Here is a 22,476-nt window from a genome sequence, read left to right on the forward strand (position 1 = left end):
TCTAATGCAGTAGGCTCAAATAAAGCTACATAATCACCTTCACCACCAGCGAAAGAACCTGCAAGTACATTGAATTGGTTATCGGTTTGATGATAACAGTTAAATTGTTATTTACTTTTTCTTAGTTTTGGATGAATTTTGATTAGAAACTTAGATAATCTTTTTCCGGGCTCTCTGCTATAATCGATATGAACTATTACTTCTTTTAATAAGTCGTTTCTTTCCTTCATGTCATTGCTTTCATAATAAAGTTCTAAAACTTTTTCAATTTGAGGTATTATATCAATTAAAGATATATTAGATTCTTGTTCTTTATTTAGGTCTTCCATAGCTTTGTTGAGACTAGATCTATTTAACTCAATTTTATCTGTTAATATTTTGGATCTGTCTAAGTATGTATCTACATCATAAATACCTTGCTCTAAAAGGTTATGTAAGTTTTCTTTTTGTTTAGATAATGTTTCATACTCAGAATTAAGTTTATTTACAATATCAGTATATGATTCTAAAGAAGAATTTTTCTTGTTTTCAGAGTTAAATTTATTTGATGGAAGTTTATAAAAATCAACCCATCTTTCAAGGTGGTGTATAACTTCTTCTTCTAACTTATCAAGTCTTACGCTTCGATTATTATTACAATTAACACATTTAATAAATTTAACTATTTTATTATTTGAATAAGTAGATTGTCTAGATAACATTTTATAACCACATCCAGAACAAATAACTAATCCAGCAAGAGGATTGGTTATAGTTAAATCTTTTTTTGTAGAAGGTAATGTACGATTTTTAAGTAGATACTGTGCATCTAAAAATATAGATTCATCTATTATTGGATCATGTAATCCTTTAGATTCTATTATTTCATCAGAAGATCTAGTTCTAGACGTTGATTTACCTCTTTCAACTTTATTCCATATTACATATCCTGCATAAGTTTTATTTTTTAAAATATCTCTAACACCTTTATCATACCAACTCCTACCAGTGGAAGTTTTCAATCCTAAAGAATTAAGGTGACTAGCTATTTTATTACCTCCATAGTGCTTATTTACATAAAGATCAAATATCATCTTAACTATATTTGCGTTATCCTCATCTATAACCATAGATTTTTTACCTAGTTCATCAAACACAAACTTGTAACCATAAGGAGGCTTGCTAGCTATGAACTTTCCTTCTTCTACACTTTTAATTCTACCTCTTTGCATACGTCTAGTAATAAGTTTTAACTCTTTACGAGCCATAAATGCTTCAAACTCTGAATATTCTTCATCCCACTCATTATTTAAGTCATAAGTTTTTCTTGGAGTTATAATTTTAGTTTGTGACTTTTTAAATGTTTCTAATATAAGCCCCTGGTCCTGCATATTACCACGACCTAATCTATCTATATCCATAACTAATACAGCATCGTATAACCCACTTTTAACCTCATCTAATAGATCTAACATTTTAGGTCTATAAGAAATACTTTCACCAGATACAAGTTCTTCTTTTATTTCAACTATATTCAAATTTTTCTCTTTAGCTATTTTTAGAAGAGTAGATCTATGTCTACTTAATGTTTCAAATTGACCTAGTTTCTCAGATTCTTCATCTGAGCGTGATTTTCTTAAGTAAATACAAGTTTTCATATTTTATCGCCGCCTTTAATTAAATGAATATAATGATATAGTAAAATATATGGGAATAAATAACAATATAAAATCGAAAATATGTTCTTTTACAATGAATAATAATGCATAAATTTTGTATAAAAAATAATATTTTACAGTTTTTTACAAAATAATCCAATTAATTATGTTATATTATAAATGACTATAGCTAATAAAATTAAGGGGGCAGTTTTAATGACAGAATTTAAATTAAAGTCAGGAACTGTAGTTGAAATAAATAATTCAACTATAGAAATAAGAAGAACTGATGGGAAAAGTGCAATGAAAGGCTTATTTGCAGGTAGAACAATGGGAGAGATGACAATAAAAATTTCAGCATTGACAGGGCTAATACAATATGCAGATTATCTTATAATTTGTGCTTCTGGATTACCATCTCCAAATGATTTTAAAATAAGTAGTGTTGGAGATATAAAACAATATCCAAACTGTATAGTAGGAAAAGAAGGTGAATTAAAAGAAATATATGATTTTATAAAAAACTTAATATAAAGTTTAAAGCATATTTTAATATAAAGTCAAATGAAAATTTATACAATATTTACTATAGTTAAAAAATATTAAAAATATTATAATCTATAGTATAAATAATATATGTAAGGAGGTGTCAGTGTGAATAATAATTTAATTTTAAATCGTATTTTTACTAAAAGTACATTTGAAAACTTGATAGAAAAAAATTCTAACAAAGCATATTCAGATGTAATAAAAAGATATTTACCAGAAGAAAATCTAGATTTTAATATAGATTACATAAGTAAAATATATGATTTTTTAAGAAAAGAATATAGAAATGAGTATTTTTATAAGAATACATTATTAAATAAATTATTATTAGGAAGACACAGCATTAATACAACAACTGCACTGACTGAGATTCCTATAAATAAATCTAAAGCTGACTTTATACTTATAAATGGAAATGCTATTGTATACGAAATTAAAACAGAACTAGATACATTTGAAAGATTAGAGAGTCAGATTAATGACTACTATAAAGCTTTTAAATATGTATATGTAGTAACGTGTGAGAATAGTTTAGAGAAACTTAATAAGACTTTGAAAAATGACTGTGTAGGGATATGTATTTTAAAAAAAAATAGTTCGATTAGTACAATTAGAAAAGCAAGAGAATATAGTTATGGATTAGATTATGAAACTATGTTTAAAATATTAAGAAAAAAAGAATTTGAAAATATTATTTTGAAATTTTGGAAAGAACTTCCTAATACAACTGATTTTGATTATTATGATGAATGCTTTAATTTAATAAAAAAAATAGATTTAAATTTATTTCATGATGAAATGTCTATACAGCTAAAGACTCGTGTTAATATTGTAGCTGATGAATATAAAAAATATGTACCTTATGAATTGAAATTTTTAGTTTATTTTTCAAAATATAAATACAATGATTATTTAAAGTTAAACGAATTTTTAAATAGTAAATTCAAGGGGTGATTTGAGAATGTACTTTCCATATTTAAGAGGAAGACAGTCAGAACTATTAGCATTAAGAGAACTTATAGAAAAAGATTTAATTGGGGAAAAGATTATTCCTGTAATAGAGATAACGCAAGTTAATTCTACTTTTTTAAAGACTTTAAATGTATATTTAGAAAATAACAGAAAGATAGCTGTTATAATGAACTCTAAAATTACAAATAGTGAAAATATGATTGACGATTGTATGGGGGATAAACTACAAGAAACAAATATAATCAAAGCATATTTAGTTAATTCTAACTTGGAAAATGAAATATCAAGAGATTTAGAATATAAAGATTTATTAATAATAAATAAAGATAAAGATTTAGAAACTTATTTTTTAGATATATTTAAAGATGATTATCCTATGTATAGTTTTATTCCGTATGAATCTAGAACACTAAAAAAATTTATACCAAGAAATAAAATATTACTTGAAGATAAATTTAAAAAAAGAAAGAGAAACTCTGATTATACAGAAAAAATAGATGAGTTTTTTTCAGATGATCATATATATTTTGAAAATGAGAATTTCAAAGGATTTTCAGACTATTCTGTAATAGGAGAACCGTATGTAGAAGGTGGATTTGCTCCTTATGCAGTAGCTATACACATAGTATACTTTGATAAGAATAAAGAACTTAGAATTAGACATTTTGTTTCAGATTCAAATAATGATATTAATAACCCTGCTGGGAAATTTAAAGAAGCAGTGAAAAAATTAAGTGAATGGATGGATGAGGAAGAATGTAATTCTAATTTTGAATATACATATGCATTAAATAAATTTAAAGAATACTATAATTTAGGTAAATTTCCAGGACTGGCTACTATAAAAAAACTATCTATTATGCATCACATAGAACTTATGAATAAATTCATTGAAAAGGAATTAGATTGATGAAATTTTGTAAAAATTGTGTTAATGACATATATATTAAAGCTATTTTAGAAACAAATAAAGAAGGAACTTGTGATATTTGTAAAAGAAGTAAAGTACCTATTTATGATACTGATAGTGATATGGAGTTAATCAATGAATTTGAAAATTTATTGGATATATACACGTGTAGAGAAAACTTACCAAAAGATTTTCCACCAGAAAAAACGCGATTATTAGCAGATGAATTACATAATAGATGGAATATATTTAATGTTGATAGTAGTGAGGTAGTATTCAAAATTATAACAAGTATATGTAAAGAAAAATATACTTCTAACCCTAATTTTTTTGAAAATAGTATAGGGATTAAAGATTATAATCAGAAAGAAAAATATTTAGTTGATGATTGGAATGATTTTTGTAGATCTATAAAACTAATCAACAGATTTCACTATAATAATATAAACTTGAATATGCTAAAAAAATTTTTAGAGTATACATGTAGTCCTATAAATAAAGATAGAAAGTTTTATAGAGCTAGAATTTGTGAAAAAGATAGTGAAAAGTTTGAAGAAAAACAAATGGGAGCTCCTCCAAAAGGAAAAGCAAAATCAGGAAGAATAAATCCACTTGGAATAAGTCACTTATATCTTTCTAATGAAAAAGACACTACAACATATGAAGTTAAAGCAAAAAATGGAGATTATGTGACTATAGGAAAATTTAAATTAAATAGAGATATTACAGTTATAGATATGAGAAAGTTAGATAAAATAAGTCCATTTTCAGAAATAGATTGTACAGAGTATGCAATTAATAGAGGAATTTTAAAGAAAATTGCTGAAGAAATTTCAAAACCTATAAAAGATATAGATGCAGACTTAGAATATTTACCTATACAATATATAACGGAATATATAAAGAATGAAAATTTCCAAAATGATGAAAAAATTGATGGGATAATATATGATAGTACAGTGAAGAAAGACAGTAGCTATAATCTAGTATTATTTGATGAAAAACTATGTGATTGTTATGAAACATCACTTTACAAAATAGATTTAACATATAAATTAGAATCTATATAAAATAAAAAGATGTAGTTTTCTACATCTTTTTATTTTATATAGATTAATTTAATTATTTTAAAGTTAGGTAAAAATGATATACAATAATTATCTATTTGAATAGATATGCCATATTTATTTTTATAGCACTCAATAGCCTCATTTAGAAAATTGATAGTAACATTTAGATATTCAGCAATTTCATATTTAGTTCTACAGTGTGCATTCCATGCATTTATAAGCCCATTTAAGCCAATTAATTTATCATAAGAGTATAATCTAGCTTTATACTCTTGCTTAGCATTTGATAAGTCATTTAAATCCAATATATTACCATAACTAGTATAATGATGTGCTAGTTCTTCAGCTAATACACATGCTTTTTCTGTATTTGTAGTTAATTTATCTTTATTAAGAGCAATTTTTCCATCATAATAAAGACCATCTGAATTGGATTTAAGAGAAACTTCCCTTAAAATTATATTATTTTCATATGCTTCTTGTTGTAACTCCTCATATATATTCACATAAATTCACCTAACTTCTACCAATTATTCATATCTTCTATATCTTTTAAAATTCTATCTATTTCTCCATGCTCAGTTAGATGATCATTATGAGCAGCTATTGTTTTTATATCAGAGTTCATATTATTCTTATTTTTAAGTTGAGTAATATTAATATTTTTTTGATATTTGGACATTTCAGTTAAGTCTTTAGTATATGAAATAACTTTTCTTTTACCGAGATCATTTAATAGTCGCATATCTTCTATATGTAATATTTCTTCTTGTGTAAAGTTTGAAACATTATCTGTTTTAACTTCTACATTTTCCTCCCACCCCATTAAATATGCAGGAGATATATCTAATGCATATGCGAATTCTTTAAGTTTATCAATATCTAAACTTTTTATATGACCATCTTCGTATCTTTTTATAGTGCTTTCATGTAAATTCACTTTTTTTCCTAAATCAACTCTAGACATCTGTAAGTTTTTTCTAGCGTTGAAGATTTTTAGACCTACTTCTTTATTGAAATCAGTCATTTCAACAACTCCTTAATAATCATTATTTTAATTATATATTATAGTAAACTTTAATGATATGCAAGAAAAATTAATTAAAAGTAGAAAAAACTTGCATAAAAGTATTGACAGTTAATGAAATGGGAATTATTATTAAAATATAACTTGCATGAGGTGCAAGAAAATAAAGAGGTGAAAACATGAAGTTGGATAAAGTAAAAGGTAGACTTAGAGAAAATAATATAACATATAATGAATTATCTTCAATGATTGGAATGAGTGTAACAACATTTAATAATAAAATAAATGGAAAACAAAGGTTTTATATTGATGAAATAAAAAAGATATCTAAAATATTAAATTTTACAGATGAAGAAAAAATAGATATTTTTTTAAATTAAAACTTGCATGATATGCAAGTGGAGGAGGATTAATATGAATAACTTAATGATATTTGATGGAAAAGAAGTAGAGGTGTTTGATTTTAACGGGGATATACTATTTAACCCAAAGCATGTAGCTGATTGTTTGGAAATTCAAGATGTAAATAGTAGTCTTAGAAATTTTAATGAAAAACAAATAAAAAAACTTAAAAATTCAGATTTGCAAGATATGCATATCCGAAAATTAAATAATGCAGGAGAAAAATTTTTAACAGAAAGTGGAGTGTATAAACTGATATTTAAATCAAGAAAAGTAGAAGCAGAACGATTTCAAGATTGGATAGCAGATGAAGTATTACCTAGTATAAGAAAGACAGGACAATATCAATACAAGAATATGAGTCCTGAGTTAAGAGCCATATTAATGCACGATGTAAAAATACAAGAGGTGCAAAAAAAAGTACTAGAAGTTAAGGAAGATTTACAAGAATTTAAAGATGATATCCCTTTATTTACTACAGAATGTAAAGAAGTAGTTAGTGCAGTAAGAAGGATAGGAACAAAGGCTCTTGGAGGAAAAGGAACTAGAGCATATAACAATAAATCTCTTAGAGCTAAAGTATATGCAGATATACATAAACAATTAAAACGAGAGTTTGATGTTAATAGTTATACAGCTATAAAGAGAAAGCATTTAAAAAATGCACTAGATATAGTTGCTAAGTATAATTTAACTATTGCATTAAATGAACAAATAGGCATGATCAACAACCAAGTGGAATTTATATAGTAAAAAATACACAAAAAATTTAATACATAAAGTGATGGAAGGTGTAAATATGAGATACAAAGTTGATAGAAAGAGATTTGAAAAAGCTATTTTAAATAGCGGATTACCAATAATTAAAATAGCCCAAAACTCAAATGTAAGCAGACCAACAATATACAAACTACTAAAAGAAGATATATCAGTTAATGGATATATAATAAGCCGAATATCAAAAGTACTAAATGTAAATATAGAAGATTTAATTGAAGAATAGGACAATTTTTTAGATTCATATAATTTTAAAAGGGAGGTTGAAGCTATGGATATTTATAGAGCTGAAACAGAAAATGCAATAGTAGAAATAATTTCTCCAGAGGTAACTCTTGGAAGAAAGCAAACGGATGAAGAAATACAAGAAATCCTTGAAAAAATAGCTAAGGTTAATTATAGAATAGCAACAAGATTATATAAAGAAGGTAAACTACCTAAAAAGAAATAGCATCTATGTGTAAAATTTAGACAAAGTAGGTAAGAGTAATGAATTTTAGAGCATTAAAAAACCAAGAGCCTATAAGCTGGAAACTTATTAAATAGGTTCTTGGAACAACAAATCAATAAAATAATAACATAATAAAAGATTATTTACAACATTAAAACTAAACACAAGATGGACAAGTATTAAATATATATAAGAAGACACGGAACTAAGTAATATGAAAAAAAGGGGACAATCTAATGACAAATAAAAAATATTATTGGCTAAAGTTAAAAGAAGATTTTTTTGAAGAGGACGCGATTTCATGGATTGAAGAACAAGAAAATGGAAAAGACTATTGCTTGTTTTACTTAAAACTATGCTTAAAATCATTAAAAACTAATGGGTTATTAATAAGAAATGTAGGAAGTATGTTGGTTCCATACGATGTAAAGACATTATCTAGGGTAACTAATACTGAAAAAGATACAGTAAGAGTAGCTATGGAATTGTTTAAGAATATTGGATTAGTTCAAATATTAGAAAATGGGGAAATTTATATTTCTCAACTGAAAAATATGGTAGGATCAGAAACTAAATGGGCAGAGAAGAAAAGACTACAGAGACAAAAAAAGGACAATGTCCCTAAATTGTCTGGACAATATCCAATAGAGATAGATATAGAGAAAGAGAATAGAGAAAGAGATAAGAGAAAAGAGATAGATATAGATATAGAAAAAAAAGAAGATAGTTATGTAGGTAGTAAAGAAAACTTAAAACAATTTAGTAAATTATATGAACAAAATATAGGGCTTATAAATGGAATAACTGCAGAATGGATAATAGAAATGTCTGAGACTATAGATTACAAGTTATTTAAAAGGGCAATAGAGATAGCCACAGATAAAAATAAATGTAGGCTAGATTACATAAAAGGAATTATAAAGCAATGGATAGATGTCAATATAACAACATATGATCAACTAAAAGCTTATGAGTTACAAAAGAAAAGTCAAAGGGGAGTGAATTCTGATGACAGAAGTAGAGAAGGCGTTATTGAAACAGAGAGTAGAGAAAATAATTCAGAAAGTGAAGCAGCAAGAAGGGAAGAGTTACTTAGACAAATCAGAAAACTTGAAGAATAAATACAAGTGCACTAAATGTAAAGATATGATGTTTATAGAACTAGAAGATGGAAGTTTTGGATCATGTGAGTGTAGAAAAATTAGAATAGCTGAAGATAAGCTAAAGGCATCTGGAGTAAGTGAAGAATTTAGAAAAAAGAGGTTTGAAAACTTTAACTATGAAAATTCTATTGAATCTATGGAAGCTTATGTAAAAACAAAAAATTACTCTAAGAACTTCAATATTATTAAATTATCCAATAATAACTCTATAATGCTTTTAGGACAAGTAGGAAGTGGTAAAACACATTTAGCAATGGCTGTATCTAATATAATGCTTGATAATAGCATAGGAGTTATATACATGCCATATAGGAGTGTAATAACTAGAATAAAACAATCTGTAACTGATGAAGAAAATTATCAAAAAGAAGTTAATATATACAAAAACGCAGAGGTGTTACTAATTGATGATTTATTCAAAGGCAGAATCACTGAAGCAGATATAAATATTATTTATGAAATAGTTGATTATAGATATTTTAAAAATTTACCTATGATAATTACAACAGAAAAAACCATAGAAGATCTAGTTGAAATAGATGAAGCAATAGGATCTAGATTATATGAAAAAAGTAAAAACTACATAATTGAAATGAAAGGTAAAAAACTTAATTACAGAATATATGGAGATTAAATGATATGAATATTTTAGAAGAAGCAGAAGAACTAAAACAACTAGCAGAAGAAATGGCTAAAAAGAAAGGAATAACAGTTCAAAAAGCATGGTATGAAGCTATAGAGATATTTAAAAGTAAGAATAAACTTAAATAGAAAGAGTATAAAAAATAAATTAAGAGGGTGAATGTAATGAGGGATATTACAGAGGAGATTTTAAAAGCAACACAAGTTCCTTGTGATTTGTGGGAATTTGAAGATTTAATGAAAAAACCAAACAATTTAAAACATAAGAGTACAGAGGAGATTGATAATGAATATAAAGAAAGAGTATATAGAAAAAACAAAAAAGTATCTAGAGATAATAAGGTTGAAAAAAGATCGAAGAGATACATTAGAAAAAGAAATAAAGTTGCTAAAAAATAGGCAAAAAGTAGAGAATGATTTAGATTTAAGAGAGTTGCAAATAAAATCATCTCCAGGAACTTGGGATATAGGAGATTTAATTGTGACTTGTGATACTAAAATACTTATGAAAGAAGTTGAAATAAATAAGATTGATGATGATATAGAAATTTATAATCTATATTTAAATAATTTAGAAGATATAGAAACTAAAATAATAGACTTAAGATATTTTTCTAAAAAGAAAAGAAGAACTTTTATAGCTATAGCAGAAAATATTAAGTTTTCTAAAAGTACAGTAAAAGATAAACATGATGAAGCAATTGAGAAGTTAGCATTTTATAAATATGGAGAAAAAGCAATGTATTTTTAGTGGAAATTTAATGGAAAAAAAACGGACACATTACAATTAAATTATGTGTTAATATAGTATTATAGCAACGGTATATAAAAAAGGATTAACTCATTTCCGATCTAGTGAGTTAGTCCTTTTTTTATGCAAAATAGAACTTTGATAATTGAATAAAACTTGTAAAATAGTTTGTCTCCATCCTTTTTAAAAAGGAGGTGATGAATTATAATGAGAGAGGAATTAAACGAAGATATCGATAAGATAGATTTAAAAGTTCCAGCAAATCCAATACCACATAATTACTATAAGCGATTTAGATATAAACTAGAAGAAAATAGTAAAATACATTCAAAGAGAAACAATGTGTTGTTTTTACTTGGTATAGGAACTGGATATAGAAATCAAGATATAGTAGATTTGACAATAGGAGATATTCGAGAAGCTTTGCAAAATGGCAGTTTTTTAATACAAGAAAAAAAGCAATATAATTCTTGGTTAAAACATATTAAAGATAATCCTAAGTCAAGAAGGAAGAAACCTAATAAACGATATGCAGAAATAGAACCTAGATCTGAGTTAGAGAAAACACTTAAAGATTATGTAAAAGGTAAAAAAAATAGTGAATATGCATTTCCTTCAAATGGAGATTATGGATATATAACAGCAAAGTCTTTTAGTAGGATTTTAAAAAATATAGGAGAAGAACTAGGGCTAGAAAATATATCGGGACATAGTTTAAGAAAAACTTATGCTACATGGCTATATGAAATGACAAATGATATAGTTTTTGTTAGTAAACAACTAGGGCATAAGAGTCCAGAAACAACTATGAAATATATAGGTATAGATAGAAAAGATAAAAAGAGAGCAGCAGGAATAATATCCAGTATGCTCTAATTTTTTTTAGTATATATATGCTCCAAAAAATAATACTATCGCAATTAATAAAAAGTATAAAAAATAACTTCTATTATATGGCTTAAAAAAAGTAAAGGTAAAACATATGGGTAATCTATATAGTTATGGAGCATAATCATATGAAAAATAAAATAAGCTAAAAACTAGTAAATTCAATGTATTAAGTGTGATTTATATGTACATTAAAAAGTTTTGAAAAACTACACAGAATAAAAGTTTTGACTAGAAACAAAACACAATTCTGTATATAAGTGATTTCAATAATTTGAGCACGTGTAATTTTTTTAACGTTTACTAAATGAAATTTTTATAGGTATATATATAAAATATTAAATAATTTCATAGGATTTACATAATGAATAGTTAAAAGTATTGAAAAATAATAAAATAAAGTGATTTGAAGATTAAAGAACATTAAACTTTAAAAAACTAATTAATTTTAATATATACTAATTATGATTAAGTTTTGTTTAAATTAATAAAATTAAGTTTTAAATAATAAAAATAGTTAAGGATTATTAATAATTGATGAAAGTATTGTAATAACTTAACTATAGTGAAAAAAGAATAAAAACTAACTATCCTCTAAAAATAGTTTTAAGGTATAGTTGAAAGGTTGCTTTAGTATAAAAGTAACCTTTTTTTATTGGAGGGATTAAATGGCGAGAGTTAAAAATCCTAATAGAGAAAAGGCCTTTGAAATATATAAAAAAAACAAAGGAAATATAAAATTATCACAAATAGCTGAAATATTATCAGAGAAAGCTACAAATATACGTAGTTGGAAAAAAATTGATGATTGGGATAATAAACTACCAAAAGTAGGAGCACCTAAAGGAAATAAAAATGCAAAAGGAAATAAAGGTAATAAACAAGCAAAAGGAGCTCCAGAAGGTAATGTAAATGCAGTTAAACATGGTGGATATATGAGCAATGATAGATATATTGAAAAGATGAAGGATATACTTCCTAAAAGTTTGATTAATACCATGAATGAATTAAATAATGAATCTACACTTGATAAACTATGGCGTAACATAATCATGTTGGATGCAAAGATAGCAAATGCATATAAGATAATAGAAGTTAAGAACTCAAAAGATCATGATATAGAAATAAAAAAACAGGATGAAGATTTTACAGAAAATGAAATCTTATTTGCAGTAGAAAAAGAAGTTAAAGCTAATGCAGCTATAGCTAAAATGAAAGATTCTTTAAGTAAAATGATAAAAACCTATGAGGAGTTATTACATAAGGATTGGGACTTAGCAACAGAAGAGCAAAAAGCTAGAATTAAAAAGATTAAGCAAGATACAGAGTATTTAAAAGTTAGAGCTAAATCAGAAAAAGAGAAATTATCAAATAACGAAAAGAGCAAAGAAGATAAGATAGATGAATACTTTGCTAAGTTAGAAGAGAGTATAACAAATGCTAAATGATTTATATCATGCTAAACAGTTAGAAGTTATGAACTTTGCTATGACCAATGATTACTTTATGTTGATTAATCATGGAGCTAAGAGAACAGGAAAAACTATATTAGATAATGATTTATTTCTATATGAACTTAGAAGAGTTAGAAAAATAGCTGATAAGTTAAATATACCATTACCTCAATATATTTTAGCAGGAGCTGATTTAGGGGCTGTACAAAGAAACGTATTAAATGAGTTAACCAATAAGTATGATATAGAGTTTAAGTTTGATAAACACAATAGATTCATATTATTTGGAGTTCAAGTATGTTGCTTTGGTCATTCTAAAATAAATGACTTAGGAAGAATAAGAGGTATGACTTCATTTGGAGCTTATATCAATGAGGGTACTATGGCTAATGAGATAGTATTCAATGAAATTAAAGCTAGATGTTCAGGAGAAGGAGCTAGGATTTTAATAGATACTAACCCAGATCAACCAGAACACTGGTTAAAAGTAAATTTTATAGATAAAGCAGATGGAAAGATTATACAAGCTTATCACTATGAGTTAGATGATAATACATTTTTAAGTGATAGATATAGAAATAATGTAAAAGGATCAACCCCTTCTGGGATGTTTTATGACAGAGATATAAAGGGATTATGGGTATCAGCAGAAGGAATTGTATATAAAGACTTTAGAAAAAATATTCATTATATAAATAAACAGCAATTAAAAGATGTTAAATTTGTAAAATACTTTGCAGGTGTTGACTGGGGATATGAACATTATGGATCTATAGTTGTTATAGGTGAAGATGATAAAGGAAATTTATATCTACTAAAAGAATATGCTAAGCAATATGAAGAAATAGACTATTGGGTAGATATAGCAAAGCAAATAAAAACAGAATATGGAAATATAATATTCTACTGTGATAGTGCCCGACCAGAACATGTAAAGAGATTTAAAAGAGAAGGCCTTAGAGCAAAGAATGCTGATAAGTCTGTAATAAGTGGTATAGAGGTAGTAGCAAAAGGATTTAAAACAAATACACTTAAAGTTGTTGAAGAAAATGTGGAACTATTTAAGAAAGAAATTTTTATGTATGCATGGAATAAAACTACAGGTGAACCTATAAAAGTATGGGACGATGTATTGGATGCATTAAGATATGCAATATATTCAAATAGGAAACCAAGTGGATTAAGCGTTTTTAAATAATTAAGGAAAATTGATTAAAAACATTTTAAATACTTTAATAAATAAAGTTTTATGTGTTTTATTTGAAAAAATAAGATGAATTATACAAAAAAATAAGACTTAAAAAAATAAAGTTCATATACAGTTCTTATGAATACGTTGAAAATGCTATGAAAATATTAACTATACTGAAAACGTCTATTTAAGGAATAGTTGAAAAGCTAGGGGGTGAGATTCCTGAATATAGATAAAATTAAAGAAATAATTAAAAGTGATAACTCAAGTCGAGAAGATATTTTAAAGTTTAAAAAGTATTATGATAACGAAGGTGATATAAAAGCTACAGGAGTTGCATTAAATGAATCAGACCCATTAAGAAATGCAGACAATAGAATAAGTCATAACTTCCATCAGTTATTAGTTGATGAGAAGGCATCTTATATGTTTACATATCCAGTTATTTTTAATATTGGAAGTGATAAGAAACTTACAGACTCAATAGTTGAAGTATTAGGTGATGACTTTGAGAGTATTTCAAAAGAAACATGTATAGAAGCATCAAACTGTGGTATAGGATGGATTCATTATTGGATTAATGATGATAAAAAAACTTTTAACTATGCACTTGTTCCAACAGAGCAAATAATACCTAGATATAATAATACTCTTAAAAAGGAGTTAAAAGAGTTATATAGATACTACTCTAGTAAACATGATAATAATGATGTAGTAATATTTGAACATTGGACTAATGAAGAGTTAGTTATATATACATTGAAAGGATCTATATCTGTAATTGATAAAATAATAGATATTAAGACTATAAAGCATAAGTTAGAACAGATTCCTTTTATACCGTTTTTTAATAATAAAAATTGCAAATCAGATTTATCTAAATATAAAGATTTAATAGATTTATATGATAGAGTAATGAGTGGTTTTGCAAATGATTTAGAAGATATACAACAAATTATTTACATACTAGAAAACTATGGAGGAACTGATTTAAAAGAGTTTCTGGGAGAGCTTAAGAGGTATAAGACTGTAAAAACAGAAAGTGATGGTACTGGTAATGGTGGAGGATTAAAAACTTTACAAATAGAAATTCCAGTAGAAGCACGAAAAGTAATATTAGATATATTGAAAAAACAAATATATGAAAGTGGACAAGGGCTACAACAGGATACCGAAAGTTTTGGTAATGCTTCTGGAGTGGCTCTTAAATTTTTTTACAGGAAATTAGAGTTAAAATCTGGATTTACAGAAACAGAGTTTAAAAAAGGATTTGCAACTTTGATAAGAGCAATTCTTAGGTACTTAAAAAAAGACGATAAAGTTAAAATAACTCAAACCTACACAAGAAATATGATATCAAACGACTTAGAGAACTCAGAAATAGCTAGAAATTCAGTTGGAATTATTCCAGAAGAAATAATTATTAGAAATCACCCTTGGATAGAAGATCCAGAAGAAGCTTTAGAGCTTTTAAGAAAAGAAGAGCAACGAAATGAGTATGATCCTTACGAGACCCCAAAAGGAAAAGAAGTAGATGAGTAAAGAATATTGGGAAGATAGGGAAAAGGAAAGACTTGATCTAATAGATATATCTGTAGATGAAAGAATAAAAGATATAGAAGATATAATGAATAATACAGTTAAAAAGCTAGAGAATGAAATTTTAAAGCTATATGAAAAGTATGCTAATGATAATGAACTATCATATCAAGAAGCTCTATTATATTTAAATGATAATGAGCGTAAAGAATTTCAAAAGGATTTAAAGTATTATATTGAAACTTCTAAAAATCGAGAGAAATCAACTTTGTATAGGAGCGAATTACAGGCTCTATCAACTAGGGCTAGGGTAAAGAGACTTGAAGTACTTAAAGCTAATATTAAAATTCAATCTACAGAACTAGAAAGACTATTAATGGATGAAGTACCAAGCACTTTTAATTCTATTTACCAAGATAGTTACTTTTATAATCTATATAGTCAATGTCTATATACAGACAATCTAGGATTAAGGTTTGATATTCCTTCTCCTAATATTATAAAGGAACTTTTAAATAATCCTTGGAGTGGTAAGAATTATAGCGATAAAGTATGGAACATAACTAGTAACTTTAATTATAAGTTAGATAGTGTTATAACATCAGGCTTAATAAGAGGTGAACATCCTAATATAATTGCTAAAAACTTAAAAGAAGCTACATTAGGTAAAAGAGATAAGGATGGAAACTTAAGAGGTGGAAAGCTATATGACTGTAAAAGGTTAGTTAGAACTGAAGCAGCATTTATAGCAGAACAAGCAACTAAAAAAAGCTATGATGCTAATAATATTAAAGAATATGAGTATCTTGCAACTTTAGATTTAAGAACATCAGCTATATGTCAAAGCTTAGATGGTAAAGTATTTAAGGTTAAAGATGCAGTTACAGGATTAAACTATCCTCCGATGCATTGTTTTTGTAGAAGTACAACAGTTCCAGTAATAAAATGGGGTGGTGAAAATGATAACTCATATGAAAGGATATCAAGAGATCCCATTACAGGAAGAAATAGTTATATAGATGATATAGATTATAGCGATTGGAAAGATAAACAGTATTCTAAATATAATAAAGATATAATTACTGCAGAAACAAAGAAAATCAGTAATAGATCAAGCGATAAAAAACAATATAGAGAGTATAAAGAGATTGTCGGAGCAGATAGTATGCCTGAATCATTTGATAAGTTCCAAAAACTAAAGTATAATAAAACTAATGAATGGGAACTGTTAAAAGATTATAAAAAATCAAGACAAAGTAATATGATTTCAGCATTTACACCTTTTAGTGATTATAAGACTTTTAAAAGTAGAATAGAAAAAGAATTGATTGGCTTAATTACATCAAATGGAATAGAAATTAAAACACAAAGTAAACATTTTATAGAAAGAGTTGTTGGAACTTCTTTTGATCCAGAAAAAAAGAGACCTAGAGATGGGGTTGATTTAAATGTTATAGAAGATACTTTAAAAAGACCTTTAAAAGTAAAAGAAGAACCTAAGAAAAATAGTCATAAATTTATTGGAGAGAAAGTAACAGTAACTATAAATCCGTATACAGGTAATCTAATACAATGTAATCCAACTGATGCTGACTTGGTAAGGAGATTAAAAAATGTATAAAATAAAGTTAAATATAAAAATATACGATTATTTGATTAATATTTTAGATGAAAAACTAAAAAATAGAATAAAAGATAGTATATATGAAAAAGATAATGTTTATTTTCACATGGATGTAGATACAAAGTTAGATATAATGGAATATGTTGAAGATAAACAGTTAGAAATTGGATTTATAAATGAAGATTATTTAAATGAAGATGGGAAAAAACTTCAAACAATATATGATGAGATATATTTTCAAACTAATTAACAAGCACTTACTAATACAAAAAAAGTAAGTGCTTTTATTATGCAATTAAACTTTTGTAAATTTAATAATAATGGAGGCGTTGTTAATTATGAAATGGGATAAGGCTTTTAAATTAATGAAACAAGGTAATAAGATTAAACTTCCTTCGTGGGGTGGTTACTGGTTTTGGGATAATGAAGCTCAATCTATAATGATGCATTGCAAAGATAATACCATTGTAGATATAAGAGAAACTAAAGTTGTTGATTATACGTTCTCGAATATAGCTAGTGATGAATGGACAATATCTAATGAAGAAAACACACCAATACTAGGAGGAGAAGCTTTATTTGGATTTGATGAAGCTATTAAGTATCTTAAAAGAGGCATTAGATTAAGTAAAAAATCTTGGCATAAGGAAGGTATGTTTATAGAGTGTCAAGTCCCTACGGAGTTCAGTAAAATGACAGGTTCATATCTTTATATAAATATAGGGAAATATAGAAACCCATGGCATCCCTCTCAGGCTGATATGCTTGAAAATGATTGGTTTATAGTAAATTAAATATTTTTCTCTTTTTAAAGTTTTGTAGAGCATAAAGAACAAAGGCATTTCTACATTACCTGGAGGGCAGGCATAAAAACCTATTAGAAAAAATAAGCATATGGAGGTTTATATATGGAATGGTTAAGAAAGTTATTAGAAGGTGCTAAGATTACTGATGGAAAGTTAGATATTGATGAATTAATTAAGAGTATTAATACAGAAATACCTAAACATATGACACCTAAAGAAACATTTAATGATGTTAATGAAAAGCTTAAAACAGCTAATAAGACAATAGAAGATTTAAAAAAGGATAATAAGGATAATGAAGAGTTACAAAAAAAAGTAAAACAATATGAGGATGATCTAGAAGCAAAAGATAAAGAAGTAGCTGCTATAAGAAAAGAAAACTTTTTAAAAGATAGCTATAGAAAAGCTGGAGCTAAAGAAGAATACTTAGATTTACTTATGAAAACATCAAAGCTAGATGATATAGCAGAGGTCAATGGAGAATATGTTGGAGCAGATAAAATAATAAATACATCTAAAGAAACGTACAAAGATTTATTTACAGTCAATGAAGATGATAAAAAAGGTGATGACTCAACATATGTATATGAACCAGGTGGTGGAGATGAAGCTAGTACAGGGAGTGCAAACTTCATAGATATAATATCAGAAAATCAAGTTAAGAGATAATAGGAGGATATATTTATGCCAAAATTAAAAGACGAATTACAAGGATTTGTTCCAGTAGAACAATCAAAAGATATCATGAAAGGAATAGCAAGAGGTTCTAGTATATTAAGATTATCTGCTGTTAAGCCTATGACAAGTGATACTAAGAAATTCCCAGTTATGACAGATGGACCAGGAGCTTACTGGGTAGGTGAAGGTGCTAGAATTCAAACTACAAAGGCTGGGTGGATTTATCCTGAGATGAAGGCTAAAAAGTTAGCAGTTATAATACCAGTAACAAAAGAAAAGCTAAAAGATACAACTATAAATGTATTTGAAGAATTAAAACCAGATATAGCAGAAGCATTTTATAAAGCGATAGATGCTGCTTGTTTATTTGGAACTAACTCACCATTTGCAAAAAATATATTTAACTCAGCAGTTACTGCAGGAAACTTTATAGTAGATGGAACTTCAAAGACTTTAGACTTAGATGTATCAGACACTATGGCTTTAATTGAAGATTCAGGATTCGATGTTAATGGATTTGTTGCAAACAATGGAATTAAGAATAGATTAAGAAAATTAAGAGATGCCGATGGAAATCAATTATTTGTTAATGGAGTAGATACTAAAGAGTTTTATAATGAACCAATAGAGTTTTCACGTAATGGATCATGGGATAAAACTAAAGCTGAAATAATAGCAGCAGACTGGGCTAAATCTTTAGTAGGTATAAGAGATGGCTTAGAATATGAAATATTAAAAGAAGCTACATTACAAGGTACTTTAGATGAAGATGGAAAGCCACTATCATTAGCAGAGCAAGACATGATAGGAATAAAGGCAACTATGAGATTAGGATTTTTACCTATAAAGGATGAAGCATTCGCAGTATTAGCAACTAAAGGTACTTCTCCTACACCTCAAAAAGTAGAAGCTTAAATTAAAAATTAGAAAGGAATGATATATATGAAATATGTAAAAGGAAAAAAGATAATAGAAGCATCTGAAAAAGCATTTAATTTAATATATAAAGAGCAAGGATTTAAACCTTATAAAGAAGAAAATAACCAAGATACACCAGATAATGAAGAAGGTGAAGAAGATGGAGCTGAAGGAGCTAATTAAATTAGAACTTAAGCATTTAAATATTGAAGCTAGTGATGAAATTATTGAATTAGAGTTGGAAAAGGCTAAAATAGATATTTGTACTTATTGTAATATATTAGAGGTTCCACTAGGGTTAAAGAATACACTAGTAAATATAACACTAGGATATATTAACTCAAAAATTAATGGTAGCGATGATGAAAATTTAAAAAGCATTCAAGAAGGAGACACTACACTTACATTTAACTCAAAAGAAAGTACATCAAAAGAAGTTGTATTTAATAATAATATAAAGGTTTTAAATAAGTTTAGAACATTATCATTTTGATGAATTTATCTAAATATAGAAAGTATAGTAAATTACTTTATAAAGATAAATTTGAAATACAACGATATACTGATGTTGAAGATGAGGATGGAAGTACTAGTGAAAAGTTAGACCCAAACCCTAAATTTAAAAATATACCTTGTAGGATATCTAAAGTTAAAGAGGATACTCATAACCTAAATATAGATGACATAAATAAAGAGATTACAAAATTTAAAATATTTTGTTCTCCAGATGAAGAAGTATTAAAGGGAGATCATATAGTTGCTGAATTAATTTTAGATGGAAAAGCTCAACAAAAGATACAAGGAATTGCAGGTAAACCAATTAAATATGATATAAATCAAGAATTTATATTAATAGAGGAAGGTCAAGCGTAATGAGTACAGATTTTAGCGAGTTAGAAACATATGTTAAAAACTTTCAAAAAGCAACTATTGAATTTAATAAATTTTTATTTGAATTTTTAACTAAAAATGCTATGGAAGTATTAGCCAAAACTAAAAAAAGAACTCCAGTTGATACAGGAGAACTAAGACGGAATTGGGAGATTACCAGAGTTATTAGACAAGGTGAAAATTTAGTAGTTTATTTATATAACAGTAAAGATTACGCTAGTTATGTTGAAAATGGACATGCAACAAGAGATAGAGAAGGATGGGTAGAAGGATATTATATGGCTACAATTTCAATTGAAGAAGTTGAAAGAAATATTCCTAAAAGGTTTGATAGAGAATTTATTAAATTTATGGCTAGCTTAGGAGTTAATTAAATGATTGAAATTAAATCAAATACTATAGTAAGTACAATTACAAGAACGTTAAAAGATAATTTTAATGATACTCAAATATATAAAGATAAGAAACTACAAGGTTTAAAGAAACCTTGTTTTTTTGTCTTTAATTTGAATTCATCACAAAGTAAAGCTACTAAAGAAATATTCAATAGAGAACATCTTATAAATATAAGATTTCATAGTGAATATACTAGGCCTGAAATAGATGAGGTAGCATTTAAATTATTAGATATATTAAGTGAAATAAAGAATGAAAAACTCATATTAAGACCAATAAGAGAAATAACTTATGAAGTTCAAGATGGCGTTTTACAGATGTTTATACCTTACAAGATAAGAGTATTCAAATCAGATGATAATGACATTAATATGAATGAAATAAATATAAATGGGGGTGTTAAATAATGGCTGGTGGTACTTTCATAAGTCAAAATAAAATAAGACCAGGAGCGTATATTAACTTTAAAAGTGTTTCTAAACCTTCTGGTAAAGTTGGAATAAGAGGTATATCTACTATACCTTTACCTCTTGGATGGGGTCCAGCAAATAAATTAATAGATATAAATAGTTCTGATTTATCTGATGGAAAAATATTAGATAAATTAGGATACTATGGATATGAAAATGAAGTTGTAGCAATAAAAGAATGTCTGAAAAATAGCTATAAGTGTATAGCTTTTAGATTAGATACTAATGGACAAAAAGCAACAGCAACTATAGCTCCATTAAATATTGTTGCAAAATATCCAGGAACAGTAGGTAATAGACTATCTATAATTATAAAAGAGTTAACTGGTGAAAAATTTGAAGTTACTACTTTATTAGATACAAAAACAGTAGATACTCAAATCGCTATAAACGCTGAAGATTTAATAGACAATGACTGGGTAGACTTTGCAGGAGAAGGTAAGTTAGTAGCTAATGCTGGAATTAAGCTTACAGATGGTTCAAATGGAACTATATCCCCTGATAATTACTCTAAATACTTAGAACTTATCAATAATAAAGTATTTAATACTATGGGAGTTTATACAACGGATAGTTCAGTAAAAGAAAAGGTGATATCTTTTATTAAGCAATGTAGAGAAGATAAAGGTAAAAAGGTTCAATGTATTTTAAATGATTACTCTGAAGCTAATTACGAGGGCGTTATATCAATAGATCAAGGATATAAAACTAAAGATGAAGTTATAGATGTAAATGGATTCGTTGGTTATGTAACTGGATTAACTGCAGGTGCTGCTTTAAACCAATCAAATACATATAGTGTTATTCCAGGAGCTATTGAAATTATAAATCCAAAAACAGATGATGAGATAAAAGAAGGTATCAATAAAGGAAAATTTATAATTAGTTTTAGACAAGATGAAAGTGTTGTAGTTGAAACTGATATAAATACATATACTGATTTCTCAGCTATTAAATCTAAAGACTTCTGTAAAAACAGGGTTATTAGAACTTTAGATGATATAAATAACTCTATAAAAAATATGTTTGAACAAACTTATTTAGGTAAGGTAAATAATAATGAAAATGGAAGAACTTCATTTAAATCAGATATTATTGCTTATTTTAAAGAGTTAAATAAATTAGGTGCTATAGATGACTTTAAAAATGAAGATATAGCAGTTTCACAAGGAAATGAAATAGATACAGTTTTAGTTGATGTAGGAGTAAAACCTATAGATGCAATGGAAAAACTATATATGACTGTTTCAGTAGGATAGGAGGAGACAA

At 26.7% G+C, this 22,476-nt stretch carries 31 protein-coding genes; 28 read left to right on the plus strand and 3 right to left on the minus strand.

The annotated features are described in order from the left end of the window. Positions 1–107: 107 nt before the first annotated feature. The gene (locus ACEXNK_RS08515; RefSeq protein WP_373599454.1) at positions 108–1,637 is read right to left on the minus strand and encodes a recombinase family protein; all 1,530 of its coding nucleotides are present in this window, start codon (positions 1,635–1,637) and stop codon (positions 108–110) included. Positions 1,638–1,853: 216 nt separating this feature from the next. Between ACEXNK_RS08515 and ACEXNK_RS08520 the strand changes: the two genes are divergently transcribed. From ACEXNK_RS08520 to ACEXNK_RS08535, 4 genes are all read left to right on the plus strand, one after another. Continuing rightward, positions 1,854–2,171 (plus strand): hypothetical protein, encoded by a 318-nt coding sequence (locus tag ACEXNK_RS08520; RefSeq protein WP_373599453.1) that lies wholly within the window; start codon positions 1,854–1,856, stop codon positions 2,169–2,171. A gap of 120 nt (positions 2,172–2,291) precedes the next feature. After that, entirely contained in the window at positions 2,292–3,140 is an 849-nt protein-coding gene (locus tag ACEXNK_RS08525) for a sce7726 family protein (RefSeq protein ID WP_373599452.1), read from the plus strand. A 7-nt stretch (positions 3,141–3,147) separates the two neighbouring features. After that, positions 3,148–4,068 (plus strand): sce7725 family protein, encoded by a 921-nt coding sequence (locus ACEXNK_RS08530; protein ID WP_373599451.1) that lies wholly within the window; start codon positions 3,148–3,150, stop codon positions 4,066–4,068. Then, complete coding sequence (locus tag ACEXNK_RS08535; protein ID WP_373599450.1) at positions 4,068–5,138, plus strand: RES family NAD+ phosphorylase; 1,071 nt, start codon at positions 4,068–4,070, stop codon at positions 5,136–5,138. The genes ACEXNK_RS08530 and ACEXNK_RS08535 overlap by 1 nt, the downstream gene beginning before the upstream one ends. Before the next feature lie 29 nt (positions 5,139–5,167). Here the strand turns inward: ACEXNK_RS08535 and ACEXNK_RS08540 are convergent, their stop codons facing one another. Both ACEXNK_RS08540 and ACEXNK_RS08545 read right to left on the minus strand, forming a co-directional pair. Continuing rightward, entirely contained in the window at positions 5,168–5,644 is a 477-nt protein-coding gene (locus ACEXNK_RS08540; protein ID WP_373599449.1) for an ImmA/IrrE family metallo-endopeptidase, read from the minus strand. 17 nt (positions 5,645–5,661) lie between these two features. After that, positions 5,662–6,165: a helix-turn-helix domain-containing protein gene (locus ACEXNK_RS08545; RefSeq protein ID WP_373599448.1), complete on the minus strand. Its 504-nt coding sequence runs from the start codon at positions 6,163–6,165 to the stop codon at positions 5,662–5,664. 179 nt (positions 6,166–6,344) lie between these two features. Between ACEXNK_RS08545 and ACEXNK_RS08550 the strand changes: the two genes are divergently transcribed. The 24 genes from ACEXNK_RS08550 (at position 6,345) to ACEXNK_RS08665 (ending at position 22,466) form a co-directional block, all read left to right on the plus strand. Next, positions 6,345–6,545 (plus strand): helix-turn-helix domain-containing protein, encoded by a 201-nt coding sequence (locus ACEXNK_RS08550; protein WP_373599447.1) that lies wholly within the window; start codon positions 6,345–6,347, stop codon positions 6,543–6,545. Positions 6,546–6,579: 34 nt separating this feature from the next. After that, positions 6,580–7,317 (plus strand): ORF6C domain-containing protein, encoded by a 738-nt coding sequence (locus ACEXNK_RS08555; protein WP_373599446.1) that lies wholly within the window; start codon positions 6,580–6,582, stop codon positions 7,315–7,317. Between the two features lie 49 nt (positions 7,318–7,366). Further along, positions 7,367–7,570, plus strand: a complete 204-nt coding sequence (locus ACEXNK_RS08560) for a helix-turn-helix domain-containing protein (protein ID WP_373599445.1) — start codon at positions 7,367–7,369, stop codon at positions 7,568–7,570. Positions 7,571–7,615: 45 nt separating this feature from the next. Then, positions 7,616–7,795, plus strand: a complete 180-nt coding sequence (locus ACEXNK_RS08565; protein WP_373599444.1) for a hypothetical protein — start codon at positions 7,616–7,618, stop codon at positions 7,793–7,795. 236 nt (positions 7,796–8,031) lie between these two features. Continuing rightward, positions 8,032–8,916: a phage replisome organizer N-terminal domain-containing protein gene (locus tag ACEXNK_RS08570; protein ID WP_373599443.1), complete on the plus strand. Its 885-nt coding sequence runs from the start codon at positions 8,032–8,034 to the stop codon at positions 8,914–8,916. After that, entirely contained in the window at positions 8,828–9,592 is a 765-nt protein-coding gene (locus ACEXNK_RS08575; protein WP_373601578.1) for an ATP-binding protein, read from the plus strand. Before ACEXNK_RS08570 ends, ACEXNK_RS08575 begins: the two co-directional genes overlap by 89 nt. 5 nt (positions 9,593–9,597) lie before the next feature. Next, positions 9,598–9,729 (plus strand): hypothetical protein, encoded by a 132-nt coding sequence (locus ACEXNK_RS08580; RefSeq protein WP_373599441.1) that lies wholly within the window; start codon positions 9,598–9,600, stop codon positions 9,727–9,729. 36 nt (positions 9,730–9,765) lie between these two features. Next, positions 9,766–9,999: a hypothetical protein gene (locus tag ACEXNK_RS08585; RefSeq protein WP_373599440.1), complete on the plus strand. Its 234-nt coding sequence runs from the start codon at positions 9,766–9,768 to the stop codon at positions 9,997–9,999. Continuing rightward, positions 9,944–10,351, plus strand: a complete 408-nt coding sequence (locus ACEXNK_RS08590; RefSeq protein WP_373599439.1) for a hypothetical protein — start codon at positions 9,944–9,946, stop codon at positions 10,349–10,351. Before ACEXNK_RS08585 ends, ACEXNK_RS08590 begins: the two co-directional genes overlap by 56 nt. 207 nt (positions 10,352–10,558) lie before the next feature. Then, positions 10,559–11,227 carry a tyrosine-type recombinase/integrase gene (locus ACEXNK_RS08595; protein WP_373599438.1) on the plus strand — a complete coding sequence of 223 codons (669 nt, stop codon included), beginning with the start codon at positions 10,559–10,561 and terminating at the stop codon, positions 11,225–11,227. 680 nt (positions 11,228–11,907) lie between these two features. After that, positions 11,908–12,687, plus strand: a complete 780-nt coding sequence (gene terS / locus ACEXNK_RS08600; protein WP_373599437.1) for a phage terminase small subunit — start codon at positions 11,908–11,910, stop codon at positions 12,685–12,687. Continuing rightward, positions 12,677–13,891, plus strand: coding sequence for a PBSX family phage terminase large subunit (locus ACEXNK_RS08605; RefSeq protein WP_373599436.1), 1,215 nt, complete (start codon positions 12,677–12,679; stop codon positions 13,889–13,891). Before terS ends, ACEXNK_RS08605 begins: the two co-directional genes overlap by 11 nt. 207 nt (positions 13,892–14,098) lie before the next feature. Then, complete coding sequence (locus ACEXNK_RS08610) at positions 14,099–15,427, plus strand: phage portal protein (protein WP_373599435.1); 1,329 nt, start codon at positions 14,099–14,101, stop codon at positions 15,425–15,427. Then, positions 15,420–17,045 (plus strand): minor capsid protein, encoded by a 1,626-nt coding sequence (locus ACEXNK_RS08615; protein WP_373599434.1) that lies wholly within the window; start codon positions 15,420–15,422, stop codon positions 17,043–17,045. Before ACEXNK_RS08610 ends, ACEXNK_RS08615 begins: the two co-directional genes overlap by 8 nt. Continuing rightward, positions 17,038–17,298, plus strand: coding sequence for a hypothetical protein (locus ACEXNK_RS08620; protein WP_373599433.1), 261 nt, complete (start codon positions 17,038–17,040; stop codon positions 17,296–17,298). The genes ACEXNK_RS08615 and ACEXNK_RS08620 overlap by 8 nt, the downstream gene beginning before the upstream one ends. Before the next feature lie 88 nt (positions 17,299–17,386). After that, a complete protein-coding gene (locus ACEXNK_RS08625; RefSeq protein ID WP_373599432.1) occupies positions 17,387–17,842 on the plus strand; it encodes a Thoeris anti-defense Tad2 family protein in 456 nt (151 codons plus the stop codon). A 114-nt stretch (positions 17,843–17,956) separates the two neighbouring features. Further along, positions 17,957–18,523 (plus strand): phage scaffolding protein, encoded by a 567-nt coding sequence (locus ACEXNK_RS08630; RefSeq protein ID WP_373599431.1) that lies wholly within the window; start codon positions 17,957–17,959, stop codon positions 18,521–18,523. Positions 18,524–18,538: 15 nt separating this feature from the next. Beyond that, positions 18,539–19,447, plus strand: a complete 909-nt coding sequence (locus ACEXNK_RS08635; RefSeq protein ID WP_373599430.1) for a phage major capsid protein — start codon at positions 18,539–18,541, stop codon at positions 19,445–19,447. A 27-nt stretch (positions 19,448–19,474) separates the two neighbouring features. Then, complete coding sequence (locus ACEXNK_RS08640) at positions 19,475–19,633, plus strand: hypothetical protein (protein WP_373599429.1); 159 nt, start codon at positions 19,475–19,477, stop codon at positions 19,631–19,633. Next, positions 19,611–19,943, plus strand: a complete 333-nt coding sequence (locus ACEXNK_RS08645) for a phage head-tail connector protein (RefSeq protein WP_373599428.1) — start codon at positions 19,611–19,613, stop codon at positions 19,941–19,943. Before ACEXNK_RS08640 ends, ACEXNK_RS08645 begins: the two co-directional genes overlap by 23 nt. Then, positions 19,940–20,323 (plus strand): hypothetical protein, encoded by a 384-nt coding sequence (locus ACEXNK_RS08650; protein ID WP_373601579.1) that lies wholly within the window; start codon positions 19,940–19,942, stop codon positions 20,321–20,323. Before ACEXNK_RS08645 ends, ACEXNK_RS08650 begins: the two co-directional genes overlap by 4 nt. Continuing rightward, positions 20,323–20,715, plus strand: coding sequence for an HK97 gp10 family phage protein (locus tag ACEXNK_RS08655; protein ID WP_373599426.1), 393 nt, complete (start codon positions 20,323–20,325; stop codon positions 20,713–20,715). The genes ACEXNK_RS08650 and ACEXNK_RS08655 overlap by 1 nt, the downstream gene beginning before the upstream one ends. Then, positions 20,716–21,144, plus strand: coding sequence for a phage tail terminator family protein (locus ACEXNK_RS08660; RefSeq protein ID WP_373599425.1), 429 nt, complete (start codon positions 20,716–20,718; stop codon positions 21,142–21,144). After that, positions 21,144–22,466, plus strand: coding sequence for a phage tail sheath C-terminal domain-containing protein (locus ACEXNK_RS08665; protein ID WP_373599424.1), 1,323 nt, complete (start codon positions 21,144–21,146; stop codon positions 22,464–22,466). Before ACEXNK_RS08660 ends, ACEXNK_RS08665 begins: the two co-directional genes overlap by 1 nt. Positions 22,467–22,476 lie beyond the last annotated feature (10 nt).

The organism is Paraclostridium bifermentans, from assembly GCF_964259345.1.
GTDB lineage: Bacteria > Bacillota > Clostridia > Peptostreptococcales > Peptostreptococcaceae > Paraclostridium > Paraclostridium bifermentans_B.